The sequence below is a fragment of the Pantoea sp. genome (assembly GCF_032114055.1).
Classification (GTDB): domain Bacteria; phylum Pseudomonadota; class Gammaproteobacteria; order Enterobacterales; family Enterobacteriaceae; genus Pantoea.
The window spans coordinates 527,099-545,674 of record NZ_DAMCTB010000001.1; the positions used below are offsets into that span (position 1 = coordinate 527,099).

Consider the following 18,576-nt stretch of genomic DNA (forward strand, 5'->3'; position numbering starts at 1 on the left):
ATCCCATCCTTTAAAAGTGCCGTCCGCTATTATTCACAGACCTGCCGAACGCAATGTTGCGTAAAATCATTCGCAGACAGGTTAGCGCTGTCGGGGACCTTTGGGAAAGCCATAAGCCTGAAAAAAGCGACGCAGCCAGCGAATGTTGCGGCAAAACACGCAATCTTTTTCGTCATGGCACCCATCAGCCCCAATCAGGCGGGCAAATCATGGCATTACTGCATTTTTCAGGTATCATCCGCCCTCTTTGCTGGCTGGCTGCGCAATGCGGCTATGCTGAATCTGTCCGACCTCTAACAGACTGAGACTAAAATGACGCAAACATGCGCACAGCAGGCGCTGGTTACGCTTTCTGGCATCAGTAAAGCTTTCGACGGTAAAACCATCATTGATGATTTTAACCTGACCATCAATCACGGTGAGTTCATCACCCTGCTCGGCCCATCGGGCTGCGGCAAAACGACGATCCTGCGCCTGATCGCCGGTCTGGAAGAGGCCGACCGCGGCCAGATCACGCTCGATAATCAGGATATTACCAACACACCCGCCGAGCATCGTCACGTCAATACCGTGTTTCAGAGCTATGCGCTGTTCCCGCACATGACGGTGTTTGAGAACGTGGCGTTTGGCCTGCGGATGCAGAAAACGCCGGCGGCGCAGATTCGCGAACGGGTTAACGAGGCGCTGGCGATGGTACAGCTGGAGAGCTTCGCCGATCGGCGTCCGCATCAGCTCTCTGGCGGTCAGCAGCAGCGGGTGGCGATCGCCCGTGCCGTGGTTAACCGGCCTAAAGTACTGCTGCTGGACGAGTCACTCTCGGCGCTGGACTACAAGCTGCGCCGTCAGATGCAGAACGAGCTGAAGGCGCTGCAGCGTAAACTCGGCATCACCTTTGTCTTCGTCACGCACGATCAGGAGGAGGCGCTGACGATGTCCGACCGTATCGTGGTGATGCGCGACGGCAAGGTGGTGCAGGACGGCACGCCACGCGAAGTCTACGAAGAGCCTGAAAACCTGTTTGTCGCCCGCTTCATCGGCGAAATCAACCTGTTTGACGCAGAGGTTATCGCCGCCGATAACGCGCCAGCGGTGCGTGCACGGGTTGAGGGGCGCGAGTGCCAGATCCACTGCTCCTTCCCGGTCAGCACCGGTGACCGGCTGCATGTGATGTTGCGGCCGGAAGATCTGCGGGTCGACGAGATCCATGATGATCGCCCGGCAGATGGCCTGATTGGCTATGTCCGTGAACGAAACTATAAGGGCATGACGCTGGAGTCCGTGGTCGCGCTGGAGAATGGCAAGCTGATTACGGTGAGCGAATTCTTTAATGAAGACGACCCCGACTTCGACCACTCACTGAATCAGAAGATGGTGGTGAACTGGGTGCCAGGCTGGGAGGTGGTGCTGCCCTATGAAGCTGATGCGTAATGGTTTTCAGAAGTGCGTCATCGCGCTGATTGTCGGCTGGCTGACGCTGTTCGTCTTTATTCCTGATCTGATGATCTTCGTCACCAGCTTTCTGACGCGTGATGAAGCCCATTTCGTCAGCACGACGCCAACGCTCAGCAACTATGGTCGCCTGCTCGATCCGCTTTACGCGGAGGTGCTGCTGCACTCCCTGAATATGGCGCTGATCGCCACGCTCGGTTGCCTGCTGCTGGGCTATCCCTTCGCCTGGTGCCTGACGAAACTGCCGCCGCGCCTGCGCCCGCTGATGCTGTTCCTGTTGATTGTGCCGTTCTGGACCAACTCACTGATCCGCATCTATGGTCTGAAAATCTTTCTCAGCACCCGAGGCTGGCTCAACGATGGCCTGCTGTCGCTGGGGCTGATCGACAAGCCGTTTCGCATCATCTATACGCCGGAAGCGGTGATCCTCGGTCTGATCTATATCCTGCTGCCGTTTATGGTGCTGCCGCTTTACTCCAGCCTGGAGAAGCTGGACAGACCGCTGCTGGAAGCAGCGCGCGACCTGGGCGCCGGTAAGCTGCAGACCTTTTTCCGGGTGGTTCTGCCGCTGACCATGCCTGGCATTATCGCGGGCTGCCTGCTGGTGTTTATCCCGGCGATGGGGCTGTTTTACGTCGCCGACCTGATGGGTGGCGCCAAAAACCTGCTGATCGGGAATATTATTAAGAGCCAGTTCCTGAATATCCGTGACTGGCCACTGGGGGCCGCCACCAGCGTCGTCATGACCCTGTTAATGGGGCTGCTGCTGCTGATTTACTGGCGCGTCGCGCGACTGCTGAATAACAGGGGAGAGTTGGGATGATCGCTCGCCTGTTACGCGGCGCTTTTATGGCGCTGATTTACGCCTGGTTCTACATACCGATCGTGATTCTGATCGTCAATTCGTTTAACGCCTCCCGGTTCGGTATCAACTGGCAGGGCTTCACGACGACGTGGTACAGCCTGCTGCTGAACAACGACAGCCTGCTTCAGGCAGCGCAGCATTCGTTAATCATGGGTGTGCTATCTGCCACGTGCGCCACGCTGATCGGTGCCCTCACCGCCGTGGCGCTCTATCGCTACCGTTTCCGCGGTAAGCCGTTTGTCAGCGGCATGCTGTTTGTGGTGATGATGTCGCCGGACATTGTGATGGCCATCTCCCTGCTGGTGCTGTTTATGCTGCTGGGCATTTCACTGGGCTTCTGGTCGCTGCTGATCTCCCATATCACCTTCTGCCTGCCGTTTGTGGTGATTACGGTCTACGCACGACTGAAAGGGTTTGATGTGCGGATGCTGGAGGCGGCCAAAGATCTCGGTGCCAGTGAAATCACCATCCTGCGCCGGATTATCCTGCCGCTGGCGATGCCCGCGGTCGCGGCGGGCTGGCTGCTGAGCTTCACGCTGTCAATGGATGATGTGGTGGTTTCGTCGTTCGTCACCGGCCCGACATTTGAGATCTTACCGCTGAAGATCTACTCCATGGTAAAGGTTGGCGTCTCACCGGAGGTGAATGCGCTGGCCACCATTTTACTGCTGCTGTCGTTGCTGCTGGTGACGGCCAGCCAGTGGTTACTGCGCGACAGAAATCGATAAGAGGAAAGATAATGAAAAAGCGATCTCACTGGCTGGCGGCAGGTGCGCTGCTGCTGGGCATGAATGTGGCCCAGGCCGACGACAGCAACACGCTCTACTTCTATAACTGGACGGAGTATGTGCCGCCGGGACTGCTGGAGCAGTTCACCAAAGAGACCGGGATTAAGGTGATCTACTCCACCTACGAGTCCAACGAGAGCATGTACGCCAAGCTGAAAACCTGGAAAGATGGCGCTTACGATCTGGTAGTGCCCTCAACCTACTTCGTGGCGAAGATGCGCAACGAGGGGATGCTGCAGAAGATCGACAAAAGCCAGCTCAGCAACTTCAGTAACCTCGATCCTGACCTGCTGAATAAGCCGTTCGATCCCGACAATGACTATTCGATCCCCTATATCTGGGGCGCTACGGCGATCGGCGTCAATACCGACGAGATCGACGCCAGCAAGGTGACCCGCTGGGCCGACCTCTGGAAACCGGAATATAAGCAGAGCCTGCTGCTGACTGACGATGCGCGCGAGGTGTTCCAGATGGCGCTGCGCAAGCTGGGCTACTCCGGCAATACCCGCGATCCGGCGCAGATCAAGGCGGCGTATCTGGAGCTGAAAAAACTGATGCCTAATGTGCTGGCCTTCAACTCCGATAACCCGGGGAACCCGTATATGGAAGGCGAGGTCAATCTGGGGATGCTCTGGAATGGCTCGGCCTGGGTCGCGCGTCAGGCGGGCACGCCGTTAGCGGTGGTCTGGCCTGAGGAGGGCGGCATCTTCTGGATGGATAACCTGGCAATCCCGGCTAATGCGAAAAACAAAGCCGGCGCGCTGAAGCTGATTAACTTCCTGCTGCGTCCGGACGTCGCCGCCAGCGTCGCGGAGACCATCGGTTATCCTACGCCGAACCTCGCCGCCAAAGCCCTGCTGCCACCGGCCGTAGCGAACGATCCTTCGCTCTATCCACCCGCTGACGTGATTAAACATGGCGAATGGCAGGATGATGTGGGTGAGGCCAGCGTTCAGTACGAAACGCTGTTCCAGCAGCTGAAAGCGGGCCGCTAGAGCCGCCGGTTTCTTAAAAAGGCGTGAAGGAGGCCGCGCGCCGCCGATCAGGCGGGCCAGGCCAGGCCCGCGTAACGGCGTCTGAAGAGGTATTGACCTCAGACGCCGGATTTGCGCCGGGCACGCCTCACTCACCCGTCCCGCTTACCGGACGCAACCGCGCAGCAGGGTGTGGACAAACTCCGGCACCACTTCGCTCGCGAGGCCATAGTGCCGCTCGGCAAACTCGTTGCCGACCTGGCTCGGCTCAAGATTGAGCTCAACCGTATGCGCGCCCTGCAGTTTAGCCTCATGCACGAAACCCGCCGCCGGGTAGACGTGGCCTGAGGTGCCGATAGCGATAAAGTAATCGGCCTGCTCCAGCGCCTGATAAATCTCCTCCATGCCCAGCGGCATCTCGCCAAACCACACCACATGCGGTCGCAGCGCCGAGGGGAACTGGCAGCAGGTGCAGCGATCGTCCGGGGTAATGTCACCGGTCCACGCAATTACCTGACCGCTGGAGACGCAGCGCACTTTTAACAGCTCGCCGTGCATGTGCAGTACCCGGCTGTTGCCGGCCCGTTCATGCAGATTGTCGATGTTCTGCGTCACCAGCAGGAAATTGTCGCCCAGCACCTGCTCCAGCTCCGCCAGGGCCAGATGCGCCGCGTTAGGCTGGATCTCTGCCTGCTGAAGCTGCTGGCGGCGTGCGTTGTAGAAGCGCTGCACCAGTGCCGGGTCGCGCTGAAAGCCTTCGGGTGTCGCCACATCTTCAACGTGATGCTCTTCCCACAGGCCGTCGGCGGCGCGGAAGGTCCGGATGCCGGACTCCGCAGAGATGCCCGCGCCGGTCAGCACGACCACATGCGGCAGAGGATGGGCCGCCAGTTCGGCCTGGCGGTCGCGCTCAAAAATGCGCTGACGAAAGCGCTGATGTACCTTTCTCCGGGTTTTCTTCAGGCGGGCAAGTCGCAGGCGGCGACGTGGTGTACGCATAAAATCTCCTGGCGTAGCGGCTGCGGCGAGCCGCTATAAACAGTTTCCGGGTAAGTTCACCCGATAGTAACGGTTGCTGCGGGCCAGGCCCAACAGCAAAGGTCTTAAAACAGAGGCGGCGCGAAATCACTCGCGCCGCCTTTGATCACTGACCGCTTAATACCCGAGCCGGGTCGATGCGGCTGGCGCGCCTCGCGGGATACCAGCTTGCTAACAGACTCAGCAGAATTGCGGTGATCAGTACTGAGAACACATCAATCCAGTGCAGTTCCGACGGCAGGAAATCGATAAAGTAGATATCGCCTGCCAGCAGATGATGGCCGGTCACTGACTCCAGTCCGCGCACCAGCGAGGTCAGGTTCAGCGCCACCAGCACGCCCGCGATCACACCGCTGACGCTGCCCAGCAGCCCCGCCAGCAGACCGTACCAGATGAAGATGGCGCGGATCAGCCGGTCTTTCGCACCGAGCGTGCGCAGCACCGCAATGTCACTGCTCTTGTCCTTCACCGCCATGACCAGCGTAGAGACGATGTTAAAGCAGGCTACCCCGATCACCAGCACCATCGCCAGATACATGATGGCGCGGATCATCTGAATATCCCGGTACATGTAGCCGTAGGTGCCAATCCAGCTCTTAATATAGACGTAAGAGCGGGTCGCTTCCCCGGCTTCCCGCACCAGCTTCACCGCCTGGAACGGATCGGTCATTTTCAGGGCGATACCGGAAACGCTGTCACCCATCTCCAGATAGTGCTGCGCGTCCGCCAGCGGCACCAGCGCCAGGCTGTGATCGAGCATACCGCTGAGTTGCAGGATGCCGCTGACCTGCAACCGGATGCGTTTGGGCTGTAACAGTTTATTGTCGCCGTCGTTGTTGGGGATCATGATGGTGATCCAGTCGCCCTGCTTCACATTCAGCGATTTCGCAATGCCGCCGCCGAGGATGATCTGCTGCTTACCCGCGGCAAAGGAGGACCAGGCGTTATCAGCCACGAACTGCGGCAGCGCGCTGAGGCGCGGCTCCTGAGCGGGATCAACGCCCTTAACCTGCAGCGCCTCCAGCCGGGCGCCGCTCTCAATCAGGCCGGTGAAGTTCACATAGGGCGCAGCCGCCGCGATACCAGGCACCTTCTCTATCGGAGCGATCAGGGACTGCCACTGGCGGAACGGCTGGTTGACCGCCTCGATCTCTCCGTGCGGCACGACCGCCAGAATACGGTTATTCAGCTCGCGCTCGAATCCGTTCATGGCGCTCAGGCCGATGATCAGCACTGCCACGCCCAGCGCGATACCCACGGTGGAGATAACCGAAATCAGCGACACCATGCCGCCACGACGGCGCCCGCGGCTAAAGCGCAGGCCCAGCAACAGGGATAACGATGAACCCATTACACCGCTCCTGCCAGGGTGAGCTGGTCGCTTAACTGGCCGTCGCGCATCTCCATCTGACGCGTCATCCGTTTTGCCAGCATCAGATCGTGGGTCACCACCAGAAACGCGGTGCCCTGACGGACGTTCAGTTCGCCCAGCAGTTCAAAGATGGCATCAGCGTTGCGCGCATCCAGGTTACCGGTGGGCTCATCCGCCATCACCAGCCGCGGACGGTTCACCAGCGCGCGGGCAATCGCGACACGCTGGCGCTCCCCGCCCGACAGCTCAGACGGCCGGTGGGCGGCGCGATGCTCCAGCCCGACCGCAGCCAGCATCTCACGAGCCCGCGCCTGTGCTTCCGCTTTCGCAATTTTGCCAATCAGCAGCGGCATCGCTACGTTCTCCAGCGCGCTGAAATCCGGCAGCAGATGGTGGAACTGGTAGATAAAGCCCAGCTCGCGGTTACGCAGCTCCGCTTTGGCCGAGGAGGACATGGCATTCAGTGACTGACCATCAAACACCACATCGCCCGAGGTCGGCGCATCCAGGCCGCCGAGCAGATGCAGCAGCGTACTTTTACCGGAACCGGAGCTGCCGACGATCGCCGTCAGTTCGCCGGGCTGGAGGCTGAAAGCCACATTGCGCAGCACATCGGTCTGCACGCTGCCTTCCTGATAGCGTTTGCACAGGTCGCGGCACTGCAACAAAGGAGAGTTACTCATAACGTAAAGCCTCAGCAGGTTGAACGGCGGCAGCGCGCCACGAAGGATAGAGCGTAGACAACAGCGCAACGATCATCGCGCTGAGGGCAATGGTAATCACCTGCCACAGATTGATATCCACCGGCAGCGCGGCGCCATCGAGGAACAGGCCAATCACCGGCATTAAGTTGTTGAGCTGGCTGGCCAGCAGCACGCCAAGCAGGGTGCCGAGCAGCGTGCCGATAATCCCGGCGCTGGCGCCCTGAACCATAAAGACGGCGACAATCTGCCGGCGCGTCAGGCCCTGCGTCTGCAGAATGGCCACTTCGCCCTGCTTCTCCATGATCAGCAGGCCCAGCGAGGTGATGATGTTAAACGCCGCTACCGCGATGATCAGGCTCAGCAGCAGGCCCATCATATTCTTCTCCATGCGCACCGCCTGGAAGAGGTCGCCTTTGCGCTCACGCCAGTCTTTCCAGTCCAGCCCAGCGGGCAGTGTCTGCTGACTCAGACTGTCAACCGACAGCGGCTTGTCCAGCCAGAGACGCCAGCCGGTGATGTTTCCGGCCGGATAGCGCATTACGCGTGATGCATCCTGAAGATTGACCAGGATCTGATAACCATCAACTTCGCTGTTGGCCGCGTAGGTGCCCGCCACGGTGAACAGACGCTGGCTCGGCACGCGCCCCATTGGTGTAAACTGGCTGACCGAGGGGACCATCAGACGCAGCTGATCGCCCCGTTTCACGCCGAGCTGTGACGCGAGCTGTTCGCCCAGGATCACGTTGTACTGTCCGGGCTGCAGCACGCTCTGCCGGGTGTTCACCAGGAACGGCGTCAGCGGATCGTTTTGATCAGGATTAATGCCCAGCATCACGCCCACGGCGACGCTGTGCGGACTTTGCAGCACCACGCTGGCGGTCGTCAGCGGTGCGGTGCGGCTGACGCCCTGCAGGTTCAGCGAGGCCGCGGGTTGCTGCTGCGGATTGAGGCTGCCTTTGTCGCTGGTGATCAGCGCCTGAGGCATCAGGCCAAGAATGTTGCCTTCGAGTTCACGCTCAAAACCGTTCATCACCGAGAGTACAGTCACCATCGCCAGCACGCCGAGCGTAATGCCAATCGTTGAAAGCCAGGAGACAAAGCGACCGAAGCGATCCGATGCTCGTCCGCGCATGTAACGCAGACCGATAAATAGCGCGACAGGTTGATACATGGAATTCAGTAAGCCGTTGCCTGAAAATAGGTAGTGGGATGATAAAGGAGCGGCTGGCTTTATGAAACCTCTAACCCTCTGAGTCGGCAGCAAAGTTGCATCAGAATGCGTCACCTTCAGCGCCAAAGCAGCGGAATAGCCGATAAAGCCGTCGCTTATTGGCGGATTATCCCCCGCCCCGGCGGGTAGACTACACTCAGTAACAGGGTAAACCATCACCGGGCTGGAGAGAGGTGCGATTATGTCGAAATTTTCCAAAGGCAGCATCGTAAAACATCAATCCGGCGAGATCAGAGGCGAGATTATCAACGTCTTTGAACTGCGGGACGAACCCGTCGGGTACTACGTAAAATGGGATGACGGCACTCTCAGCTATCACCCTGAACAGGCGTTATCCTGGGCCAGTATCGACCGGCCACGCATGCATTACACACAGCAATCCATAAAATAATCTGCCCGTTTAACCCCGTCGCTGCATGGCGACGGTGGTTTTCTCTGTTTCCTTTCCAGACTGCGTCTATCCTCTTCTTATCCGCTTCGTTACCGCCGACACCCGGTAAGGGCTGAACGCCCGGCTTCAGCGCGGTGCGGCAGGAAAATTGTGCCGCAAAGGTGATCCCCCTGACATAATATGGAATGATTACGTCCTGGAAAAATGGAGCAACCCCGAGATCCCATGTCCGAACAGACTCGTTATACCCTGCCCGTTAAATCCGGCGATCTCCGCCAGCTCGGCCAGCTCACAGGCGCGGCACATGCGGTAGAGTGTGCCAGCATTACCGAACGCCACACCGGTCCGGTCCTGATGATTACCCCCGATACTCAGACTGCGCTACGACTGCTGGATGAGATCCGCCAGTTTACCGATCTGCCGGTCGCCTACCTCGCCGACTGGGAAACGCTGCCCTATGACAGTTTTTCTCCGCATCAGGATATTATCTCTGCCCGTCTGTCGACCCTCTACCAGCTGCCCGTAATGCAGAACGGTATGCTGATCATGCCGGTCAATACGCTGATGCAGCGCGTCTGCCCGCACAGTTTCCTGCATGGCCACGCGCTGGTCATGAAGCAGGGGCAGAAACTGTCACGCGACCGGCTGCGTGATCAGCTGGAGCAGGCGGGCTATCGCCATGTGGACCAGGTGATGGAGCACGGGGAATATGCCACCCGCGGCGCCCTGCTCGACCTCTTCCCGATGGGTAGCGATCAGCCCTACCGTATCGACTTCTTTGATGATGAGATTGACAGCCTGCGTCTGTTTGACGTCGATTCGCAGCGCACGCTGGAGGCGGTTGCCGAAATCAACCTGCTGCCTGCGCATGAGTTTCCCAGCGATAAAGCGGCCATTGAGCTATTCCGCAGCCGCTGGCGTGAAATCTTTGATGTGCGCCGCGAATCGGAACATGTCTACCAGCAGGTCAGCAAAGGCACACTGCCCGCAGGTATTGAATACTGGCAGCCGCTCTTTTTTGAGCAGCCACTACCCAGCCTGTTCAGTTACCTGCCCGACAACACCCTGATTGTAAACTGCGGCGATCTTGAAGGCAGCGCCAGCCGCTTCTGGCAGGATGCTGAAGCGCGTTATGAAAACCGTCGCGTTGACCCGATGCGCCCGCTGCTGGAGCCGGTGACCCTGTGGCTGCGCCCGGATGCCTTAATGGGCGAGCTGAAAGCCTGGCCGCGCATTCAGATGACCAGCGAGGTGCTGCCGGCAAAGGCGGCCAATACCAACCTTGGCTACACCCCGCTGCCGGACCTGGCTATTCAGGCCCAGGCCAAAGCGCCGCTTGATCATCTGCGTCAGTTTATCGAAACCTTCAGCGGAGCCGTCGTCTTCTCGGTAGAGAGCGAAGGCCGCCGTGAGAGCCTGCAGGAGCTGCTGGCGCGGATTAAGCTGCGGCCTCAGCCGGTGCATCGCTTCGATGAAAACGGCGACGACCGTTTCACGCTGATGATCGGGGCCAGCGAACGCGGTTTTATCGACACCCAGAGCAACCGGGCGCTGATTTGTGAGAGCGACCTGCTGGGTGAGCGCGTCAGCCGTCGTCGTCAGGATACCCGTCACACCATTAATCCGGACATTCTGATCCGTAACCTGGCGGAGCTGCACCCCGGCCAGCCGGTAGTGCATCTGGAGCACGGCGTAGGACGATACATCGGCCTGACCACGCTGGAAGCGGGCGGCATCGAGGCGGAATACCTGATGCTCTCTTACGCCAATGACGCCAAGCTCTATGTCCCGGTTTCCTCGCTGCACCTGATCAGCCGCTACGCAGGCGGTGCGGACGATAACGCGCCACTGCACAAACTGGGCAGCGACGCCTGGTCACGCGCACGGCAGAAAGCGGCAGAGAAAGTGCGCGATGTGGCGGCTGAGCTGCTGGATATCTACGCCCAGCGCGCCGCCAAAGCGGGCTTTGCCTTTAAACACGACCGTGAGCAGTATCAGCTGTTCTGTGAGAGTTTCCCGTTTGAGACTACTCCAGACCAGGCGCAGGCGATCAATGCGGTACTGAGCGATATGTGCCAGCCGCTGGCGATGGACCGTCTGGTGTGCGGCGATGTTGGTTTCGGTAAAACCGAAGTCGCGATGCGCGCGGCGTTTCTGGCGATTGAGAACCATAAACAGGTCGCCGTGCTGGTGCCAACCACCCTGCTGGCCCAGCAGCATTACGATAACTTCCGCGATCGCTTCGCCAACTGGCCGGTTCGCATTGAGATGCTTTCCCGTTTCCGCACCGCAAAAGAGCAGGCGCAGGTGCTGGAACAGGCCAGCGAGGGCAAGATCGATATCCTGATCGGCACCCACAAGCTGCTGATGAGCGATCTGAAATGGCACGATCTTGGTCTGCTGATTGTCGATGAGGAGCACCGCTTTGGGGTGCGTCACAAAGAGCGGATCAAAGCGATGCGGGCCGATGTGGATATTCTGACGCTCACCGCCACGCCGATTCCGCGCACCCTGAATATGGCCATGAGCGGCATGCGCGATCTCTCTATTATCGCCACGCCGCCGGCCCGTCGTTTAGCGGTAAAAACCTTTGTCCGTGAATATGATGACCTGGTGATCCGCGAAGCGATCCTGCGTGAGGTGCTGCGTGGCGGTCAGGTTTACTACCTCTATAACGACGTTGAAAATATTGAGAAAGCGGCGCAGCGCCTGAGCGAGCTGGTGCCGGAAGCACGGGTGGCGATCGGTCACGGCCAGATGCGTGAGCGCGAGCTGGAGCGGGTGATGAACGATTTCCATCATCAGCGTTTCAACGTGCTGGTCTGTACCACCATTATCGAAACCGGGATCGACATTCCGACCGCCAATACCATCATCATCGAGCGGGCCGACCACTTTGGTCTGGCCCAGCTGCACCAGCTGCGCGGGCGCGTCGGGCGTTCGCACCATCAGGCCTATGCCTGGCTGTTAACGCCGCATCCGAAAGCGATGACCGCCGATGCGCATAAACGTCTGGAAGCGATCGCCTCGCTGGAAGATCTGGGAGCCGGTTTTGCGCTGGCGACTCATGACCTTGAGATTCGCGGCGCGGGCGAGCTGCTGGGCGATGAGCAGAGCGGTCAGATGGAGACGCTGGGCTTCACGCTCTACATGGAGCTGCTGGAGAACGCGGTTGAGGCACTGAAGGCAGGACGCGAGCCGTCGCTGGAAGATCTCACCAGCAATCAGACCGAGGTGGAACTGCGGATGCCAGCACTGCTGCCGGAGGACTTTATTCCCGACGTCAGCACCCGCCTTTCACTCTACAAACGCATCGCCAGCGCGGAGAGTGAGGAGGAGCTGCAGGAACTGAAGGTTGAGATGATCGATCGCTTCGGCCTGCTGCCAGATGCGGCGCGTAACCTGCTGGATGTGGCGATTATCCGCCTGCAGGCACAAACCGTGGGGCTGCGTAAGATTGAAGCCAGCGACAAAGGTGGCTATTTCGATTTTGCACCGCAGAACAAGGTGGATCCGGCATGGCTTATCAGCCTGCTGCAGAAGGAACCACAGCAGTGGAAGCTGGATGGGCCAACGCGACTGCGTTTCACCCGTGAACTGTCGGAACGAAAGCTGCGGATGGAGTGGGTGCAGGGCTTTGTCTCACAGCTGGCTGAGCATCAGGTCTGACTCCCTGCCCGTCCGGTGCTGAGCGCCGGGCGGGCCGGACACCATGAAAAAGGCGCATCCGGAAGATGCGCCTTTTTCATTACGTCGTGCTGTGTGGCCGCGAGTGCGGCAAAGCTTTGCCCAATTACGCCTGGTCGCTGTTAAGAATCAGCTGACCATTGCGGTCCAGAGGAATACGCGTGCCGGGGTCGTTTTCCATGCGGATTTTGCCCTGCTGGTCGCCTATTTTATAGGTCACGTCATATCCCAGTTTTTTCTCTTGTTTATCATACACTGTCTTACAGCGCTGTTCGGTGGTGGTGTAAGTATCCCGATCCTGCAATCCGGCCTGGACCTGATTACCGGCATAACCGCCCGCAACCGCACCTGCTACCGTCGCCACATCCCTGCCGCGACCGCCGCCAAACTGGTGACCCAGCACACCGCCTGCCACTGCACCTAACACCGAGCCAGCAAGACGGTTTTCATCCTGCACGGCCCGGCGATGCGTCAGGGTGACATTACGGCACTCCTGGCGTGGCTGCCTGATGCTCTCTTTAATAGGCGTCGCAGAGAGTACCTGAGCGTATTGCGGGCCGCGGTCAAACACGTTCATGCCTGCCACGGCGGCAACACCCAGTGCTGCTGCCACACCAATACCGATACCCGCTAACATTGATTTATTCACAGGACGTTCCTCCTGAAAAGTGTTACCGCGCATTCCTGCTGTTAAAGCATCCTCGTTGATGGAGGTATAACCGGCGTGCGCGACGCGCCGTGTTTGTTGAAGTGAAGTTTTGCAGATGGACTAAAATTGCAACATCAGATAAATGGAGGAAATCGGTCACTTTGCTATCAGGACCAGTTTTTAGGAGAGTTCTGAAGGGAAGAGAGTTTTCACTGTTATCGCTTTAAGCCGAAACTTTAACCAATTAAATCCATATCATAAACCTTTACAAAGTGCTTTAAAGAAGCTGATTGCTTGTTCTGGCAACGGCATTTCCATCGCTACCTGTAACCCGGTTACTGACTATTACTTAAAGGTGAAGATTCATTCCTGAAGCAACCAGGCTTCAGGAATGGAGGAAGAGGAAACTAATCAAAAATACTCTCTGATGGGCATTCCTTCACGTCGCCCCAGCCCACTACGGCGCCATCCGGGGTGAGATTTTTGATGGACACGCTATCGCCAGAATATGCAGAGCCTTTGACCACAATATCGTAGTCATGGTTAGCCTGAGGAATAAATGCAGCAGTGGCAGATTTTTGCGTGTTCTGATAGTACCCCGTCTCAGTCCAGTAGTGGATGACCCGGATCATTTGCCCCGGCTTCAGGGTGAACTCATTGATGAAAGCACCATTATTATCAGATGAGGCTGGCATACCTATTCGTTTATTCCCTGTGACAGGGATACCCAGAATGGCAAAGCCAGAAGTAATACGGCGTTCCAGTACTTTTTTATAGCAACCTGAATCCTGCTTCTCAAAGAACTGAAGTGCCGTATTGCCCTCTGAACCAACGCGAATCCGGGCCGCATCCTCTCCTTTATAATCATTCAGAGAAGGTCTGAAACCTGCGGTGCAACCACTCAATAATAATGTTATCAATCCAGAGATGATGATTTTCGCCGCCATTGTTTATCCCCCTTAATTAAACTTCAATAAAAATTGAGTTATTTTAATGATGCCAGGACCAGGTCTCTGTTGCGTTGCACAGCGTTTAATTTTTGACATAAAAACATGTCCACATTAATGCACAAAGACTTTATTAATCCTGCTGGAGAAAATAAAATAAGGCACCCATATCAGACAACTGATAAAGGCCCTGCCCAGGGTATTGATAACAGGCTGTGTAAGGTTTACGTGGAAAACTAAGGCAGGGTAAAACGTACAAAAACTGGCAAAGACAAGACCATATAAATAGTACGTTATCATCACGCATCTGATTTTTGCTTTTTTCTTAAAGAAGAACCAGCAAGCCAGTACTGTTACGGGAAAATCAATAATTGAAAGCATTAAGAGCAAAATACTAAAACTATTAATTACACTATATTTCTGGTATGTATTAGCAATTAACGCAACAACATTAAAATCATTATATAACATCGTAAAAAAGCCCATAACCAGGCCTAAAGCAGGCAGATATAACAAACCATTAATTCTGCCTTCTTCTTTTTTTTCACAATTATCACAGTAACCTGAATCTTTGTTTCCTTCCGCTTCCTGACACTTAATACATAACATCCCTGCCTCCTTCATACAGCAATTATTTCCATATTTTCAACAAAAACTAAGCCGGTTTATTTCATAAGACTGGCATCTACGACAAGATGGAATAAGTTATTTTTTAAACCTGATTAAGAGTCGCGTAAAACGGCATCTATTAAATACTTCTTTGCATACCGTAAAAAACCCTGACCAGATGGTCAGGGTTGCGGATTCAGGACTAAATCAGAAACGGTAGCCGACACCAATATTGAAGCCGTTGATGGCGTAATGGGCATCATTATAGTTAACGCGCGTGCCTTCATAGCCAATATTAATTGCGAGTGTATCAGTGGGATTAACGGCTACGCCCGCACCATAGGCAAAGGAGGTTTTATTTTCGCCATAACTATCTGAATAATCGCCCAGATAATGCACGCTTTCATCCACTTTAGTATGGGCAACACCAACTAATCCATAGAGACTGACATAGTCATTGATACGATACGCTGGCCCCGCCATTAGTGAATAATATTTCACTTTAGCCTGTCCGTCATAGCCGTAAACGTCACCGTCGTACTCATCCCGCTCTGAAAAATCCTGATCGCCTTTCATGTAGCTGAATGAGCCAATGACGCTGATGGGAGCATCCCATTCATAGCGATACTGAACATTGACACCACGGATGTGTTTGTAGTCTTCAACTTTGCTTTGCGCATAGCCAACCGAGACGGTGTGATTATCAGCAAACGCATTGCTGCCTGCCAGCAGCGTGCCACACAATAATGCCAGCGTCGTCATTTTAAATTTCATTGGGTTCATTCCTTTTCATAATTTAGATTATTTCCCTGCGCGTCAGGCAGGACTTCGTTCCCTGAATCACCAATACACAACAGACAGGTTGTCGCTTTTGTCTGTCCGCCGATATCGGACAGGAATATTTACTATTGTGCGCTGTTTGTCATGCTCAGAATGAGCCGGAGAGCATCAATTTATAGCCGGGCATTTAAAAACATCAGCCTGCGCAAATGCGAAGTTGTATTTGTAGTAAAGATGGTCCCGGTCGTTTACACCGGATATGAAAACAAGACTTTCACAGGAAAATCCATTTTCTTTTAATTATCAGCCATTCCTGGTGGCATTATTAGACCAAAAAGAATCAGAGGTATCAAGGCCGTTGCATCATAAAATCAGGCCTATGCATCCTTATTGCTGCATCTCCATCCGGCTAAGAGATACCTTTACAGACTTTATTAACAAGCATTATTTACTTCGCTCAGGGTTCCTGATGCATACAGATATTCGGTAACCAGTTTATTTAAATCCAGCCTGAATGCAGAACCAGCATTCAGAAAGTTAGCGTCTGTTTTTTCCAGAAAAACGTCCCCCCTTAAACCTGCCGTCAATGCATACGCCTGTGCTCTGCTGCTAAAATGCCTGGTAAACGTAATTATTGGTGCTGTTCAACTCCATTTTTACCCATGCTGATAACATTTACCCAGCCATCAATCACAGCATTTGCCGGATCTATCATGCCATCTGTGAGATAACTGATACCTGCATTCGCGCCTGTTCCTGATTGCCCCATTGCCTGAGCACCACCAGGCAACAGCGCTACACTTCCCGTAGCCAGTATCAGCCCTATAGCATCACGTTGATTCATTGTTTTCTGATAACTTGCTGAACCGGATGCTTTGGCGCTACTTACCATCTCGATTCCATGCTGGCGTATCCAGGCCTCCCAGACTTTTCATTTCCGCCCGGAAGATTATCCTCAATACTATTTTTACCCGCCAGGGCACCCGCCACCGCGCTGTTGCCCGCCGCGTAAGCCGTGGCCGCGCCAACCACCGCGTGTGCTTTCAGGTTCGCCTCAACGTTCACCACATCCTTGCCGTCCGGGCCTTTCATGGTCGTCAGCGTATGTATCTGCTCCGCCAGGTACGGCGTCGCCGCCCCGCTCACGGCCTGAGCAATGTTGCCACCCGCCAGGCCCTGTATCGCCGCCGTCGCCGCGCTGATACCCTGCTGCACTGTCCCGCCGGTTCCCATTCCGCTGTCCAGCATTGCCCGATTGTACAGCGCCTGATACACCTTCCCCGTGATATCAGCGGCGCTCGGCTCCAGACCCGGATTCGCTTTGCGCCACTGCGCTTCTGCATCCTTCTTCTGCTCCGGCGAAATGTCCTTCATCTTCTCCGTGGCGGACTTCGTCGCCGCTATCTCACCCTGCGTCCGCGCGATGTCGCCTGCCTGGCTGCCGGTTTCCGCCAGCAGCTGCGCCGTCTCCATCCATCGCTGCTCTTTTTCCTTATCGAAGATGTTATCCAGCCCCGGATTCGCTCCCGCCGCGTCGCGGCTCAGGTCCGCCACGTCCTGCGTCTGCTTCGCCTTATCCCGGATGACAATCGTGCCGTCGCTTACCGCCGACTTTGTTACCGACGAGGCGCTATCTGATAAATATGCTCTGAAAATTGGAAGCGATCTCATGAACGGCCATCATCGCTAAGGCCAGTTCAGGCAAAAAAAAGCCCCCTCAGCATTGAGGGGGCTCATTCTGACCCGATACCGCGCAGAGATTTAGTGCAGCTTAAGCCGCGGGCGGATTACCCGGTTGAGGCTGCCCACCAGCATCATCAGGCCGGTTTTAAAATAACCGTGCAGCGCGATCTGGTGCATACGATAGAGCGAGATATAGACAAAGCGCGCAATCCGCCCTTCCACCATCATCGAACCGCGCATCAGGTTGCCCATCAGACTGCCGACCGTACTGAAGCGCGAGAGCGACACCAGCGAGCCGTGATCTTTATAGACATAGGCTTTCAGCGGCTTACCGGCACGCTGTGCCAGGATATTATCCATCGCGCGTGAGGCCATCTGATGCGCAGACTGGGCGCGAGGCGGCACGAAGCCGCCGCCCGGCAGCGCACAGGAGGTGCAGTCGCCAATCGCGTAGATGTCATCGTCCAGCGTGGTCTGCAGCGTTTCTTTAACCACCAGCTGATTGATGCGGTTGGTTTCCAGTCCGCCGATCTCTTTCATAAAGTCAGGCGCCTTGATCCCGGCGGCCCAGACCATCAGATCGGCCTCAATAAACTCGCCGCCTTTGGTGTTCAGGCCGTTGTGTTCAGCACTGGTGACCATGGTCTGCGTCAACACGCGCACACCCAGTTTGGTCAGCTCCTGATGCGCGGCGGCGGAGATGCGCGGTGGCAGCGCAGGCAGAATACGTTCGCCCGCCTCGACCAGCGTCACATTCAGCGCTTCACGTCCCAGGCCTTTGAATCCATAGCTGTGCAGCTGCTTCACCGCATTATGCAGCTCAGCAGAGAGCTCAACGCCGGTGGCGCCACCGCCGACGATGGCGATGTTCACTTTCTCCTGCCTGCCTTCACTGGCAGAGAACTTCAGGAACAGGTTGAGCATCTCATTGTGGAAACGGCGCGCCTGATGCGGATTGTCCAGGAAAATACAGTGATCTTTAACGCCTGGCGTACCGAAATCGTTTGAGGTACTGCCCAGCGCCATCACCAGCTGGTCATAGGCGACTTCCCGCTGCGGCACCAGCACTTCGCCCTGCGCGTTCACCACTTCAGCCAGACGGATCACTTTCCGGCTGCGGTCGATGTCGGTGAGGGAACCCAGCTGGAACTCAAACCCGTGATTACGGGCATGTGCCAGATAGCTCAGCGCATCAATGCCTTCATCCATAGAGCCGGTCGCTACTTCATGCAGCAGCGGCTTCCACAGATGGCTGTGGTTGCGATCGACCAGAATAATCTCGGCCTTCTTTTTGCGCCCCAGTTTATGACCCAGCTGCGTGGCCATTTCAAGGCCGCCGGCTCCCCCTCCGACAATAACAATTTTCTTAATGGACGTAGTCAACAAAGACCCCCTCAAATTGTGAACCA

General features: G+C 56.3%; 17 protein-coding genes. 6 read left to right on the forward strand and 11 right to left on the reverse strand.

Annotation, left to right across the window (positions count from 1 at the left end; translation table 11 throughout):
- Positions 1–312 precede the first annotated feature (312 nt).
- From potA to potD, 4 genes are read left to right on the forward strand one after another with little or no spacing between them, the layout of a single operon-like run.
- A complete protein-coding gene (gene potA / locus RT657_RS02465; RefSeq protein WP_313652237.1) occupies positions 313–1,428 on the forward strand; it encodes a spermidine/putrescine ABC transporter ATP-binding protein PotA in 1,116 nt (371 codons plus the stop codon).
- A complete protein-coding gene (gene potB, locus RT657_RS02470; RefSeq protein WP_313652696.1) occupies positions 1,421–2,272 on the forward strand; it encodes a spermidine/putrescine ABC transporter permease PotB in 852 nt (283 codons plus the stop codon). Before potA ends, potB begins: the two co-directional genes overlap by 8 nt.
- Positions 2,269–3,042: a spermidine/putrescine ABC transporter permease PotC gene (gene potC / locus RT657_RS02475; RefSeq protein WP_313652239.1), complete on the forward strand. Its 774-nt coding sequence runs from the start codon at positions 2,269–2,271 to the stop codon at positions 3,040–3,042. Before potB ends, potC begins: the two co-directional genes overlap by 4 nt.
- An 11-nt stretch (positions 3,043–3,053) precedes the next feature.
- A complete protein-coding gene (gene potD, locus RT657_RS02480; RefSeq protein WP_313652241.1) occupies positions 3,054–4,097 on the forward strand; it encodes a spermidine/putrescine ABC transporter substrate-binding protein PotD in 1,044 nt (347 codons plus the stop codon).
- A 144-nt stretch (positions 4,098–4,241) separates the two neighbouring features.
- Here potD and cobB read toward each other — a convergent pair whose 3' ends face one another.
- From cobB to lolC, 4 genes are all read right to left on the reverse strand, one after another.
- Positions 4,242–5,075, reverse strand: coding sequence for a Sir2 family NAD+-dependent deacetylase (gene cobB, locus RT657_RS02485; protein WP_313652244.1), 834 nt, complete (start codon positions 5,073–5,075; stop codon positions 4,242–4,244).
- A 145-nt stretch (positions 5,076–5,220) separates the two neighbouring features.
- Positions 5,221–6,465, reverse strand: a complete 1,245-nt coding sequence (gene lolE, locus RT657_RS02490) for a lipoprotein-releasing ABC transporter permease subunit LolE (RefSeq protein WP_313652247.1) — start codon at positions 6,463–6,465, stop codon at positions 5,221–5,223.
- The gene (lolD, locus tag RT657_RS02495; protein WP_313652249.1) at positions 6,465–7,169 is read right to left on the reverse strand and encodes a lipoprotein-releasing ABC transporter ATP-binding protein LolD; all 705 of its coding nucleotides are present in this window, start codon (positions 7,167–7,169) and stop codon (positions 6,465–6,467) included. The genes lolE and lolD overlap by 1 nt, the downstream gene beginning before the upstream one ends.
- Positions 7,162–8,361: a lipoprotein-releasing ABC transporter permease subunit LolC gene (lolC, locus tag RT657_RS02500; RefSeq protein WP_313652251.1), complete on the reverse strand. Its 1,200-nt coding sequence runs from the start codon at positions 8,359–8,361 to the stop codon at positions 7,162–7,164. Before lolC ends, lolD begins: the two co-directional genes overlap by 8 nt.
- Positions 8,362–8,602: 241 nt before the next feature.
- Here lolC and RT657_RS02505 point away from each other — a divergent pair, with 241 nt between their 5' ends.
- Both RT657_RS02505 and mfd read left to right on the forward strand, forming a co-directional pair.
- Positions 8,603–8,812, forward strand: a complete 210-nt coding sequence (locus RT657_RS02505; RefSeq protein WP_313652253.1) for a hypothetical protein — start codon at positions 8,603–8,605, stop codon at positions 8,810–8,812.
- Between the two features lie 225 nt (positions 8,813–9,037).
- Entirely contained in the window at positions 9,038–12,481 is a 3,444-nt protein-coding gene (gene mfd / locus RT657_RS02510; protein ID WP_313652255.1) for a transcription-repair coupling factor, read from the forward strand.
- A gap of 124 nt (positions 12,482–12,605) precedes the next feature.
- Here mfd and RT657_RS02515 read toward each other — a convergent pair whose 3' ends face one another.
- From RT657_RS02515 to RT657_RS02545, 7 genes are all read right to left on the reverse strand, one after another.
- Entirely contained in the window at positions 12,606–13,148 is a 543-nt protein-coding gene (locus tag RT657_RS02515; RefSeq protein ID WP_313652257.1) for a glycine zipper 2TM domain-containing protein, read from the reverse strand.
- 407 nt (positions 13,149–13,555) lie between these two features.
- Complete coding sequence (locus RT657_RS02520) at positions 13,556–14,095, reverse strand: hypothetical protein (protein WP_313652260.1); 540 nt, start codon at positions 14,093–14,095, stop codon at positions 13,556–13,558.
- Between the two features lie 114 nt (positions 14,096–14,209).
- On the reverse strand, positions 14,210–14,704 hold the full coding sequence (locus tag RT657_RS02525; protein WP_313652262.1) for a DUF2569 domain-containing protein: 495 nt from the start codon (positions 14,702–14,704) through the stop codon (positions 14,210–14,212).
- 207 nt (positions 14,705–14,911) lie between these two features.
- Positions 14,912–15,478 (reverse strand): Ail/Lom family outer membrane beta-barrel protein, encoded by a 567-nt coding sequence (locus RT657_RS02530; RefSeq protein ID WP_313652264.1) that lies wholly within the window; start codon positions 15,476–15,478, stop codon positions 14,912–14,914.
- A gap of 637 nt (positions 15,479–16,115) precedes the next feature.
- On the reverse strand, positions 16,116–16,376 hold the full coding sequence (locus RT657_RS02535; protein WP_313652266.1) for a hypothetical protein: 261 nt from the start codon (positions 16,374–16,376) through the stop codon (positions 16,116–16,118).
- The gene (locus tag RT657_RS02540) at positions 16,370–17,155 is read right to left on the reverse strand and encodes a hypothetical protein (RefSeq protein WP_313652268.1); all 786 of its coding nucleotides are present in this window, start codon (positions 17,153–17,155) and stop codon (positions 16,370–16,372) included. The genes RT657_RS02535 and RT657_RS02540 overlap by 7 nt, the downstream gene beginning before the upstream one ends.
- 90 nt (positions 17,156–17,245) lie before the next feature.
- Positions 17,246–18,550, reverse strand: a complete 1,305-nt coding sequence (locus RT657_RS02545) for an NAD(P)/FAD-dependent oxidoreductase (protein WP_313652269.1) — start codon at positions 18,548–18,550, stop codon at positions 17,246–17,248.
- Between the last annotated feature and the right edge of the window lie 26 nt (positions 18,551–18,576).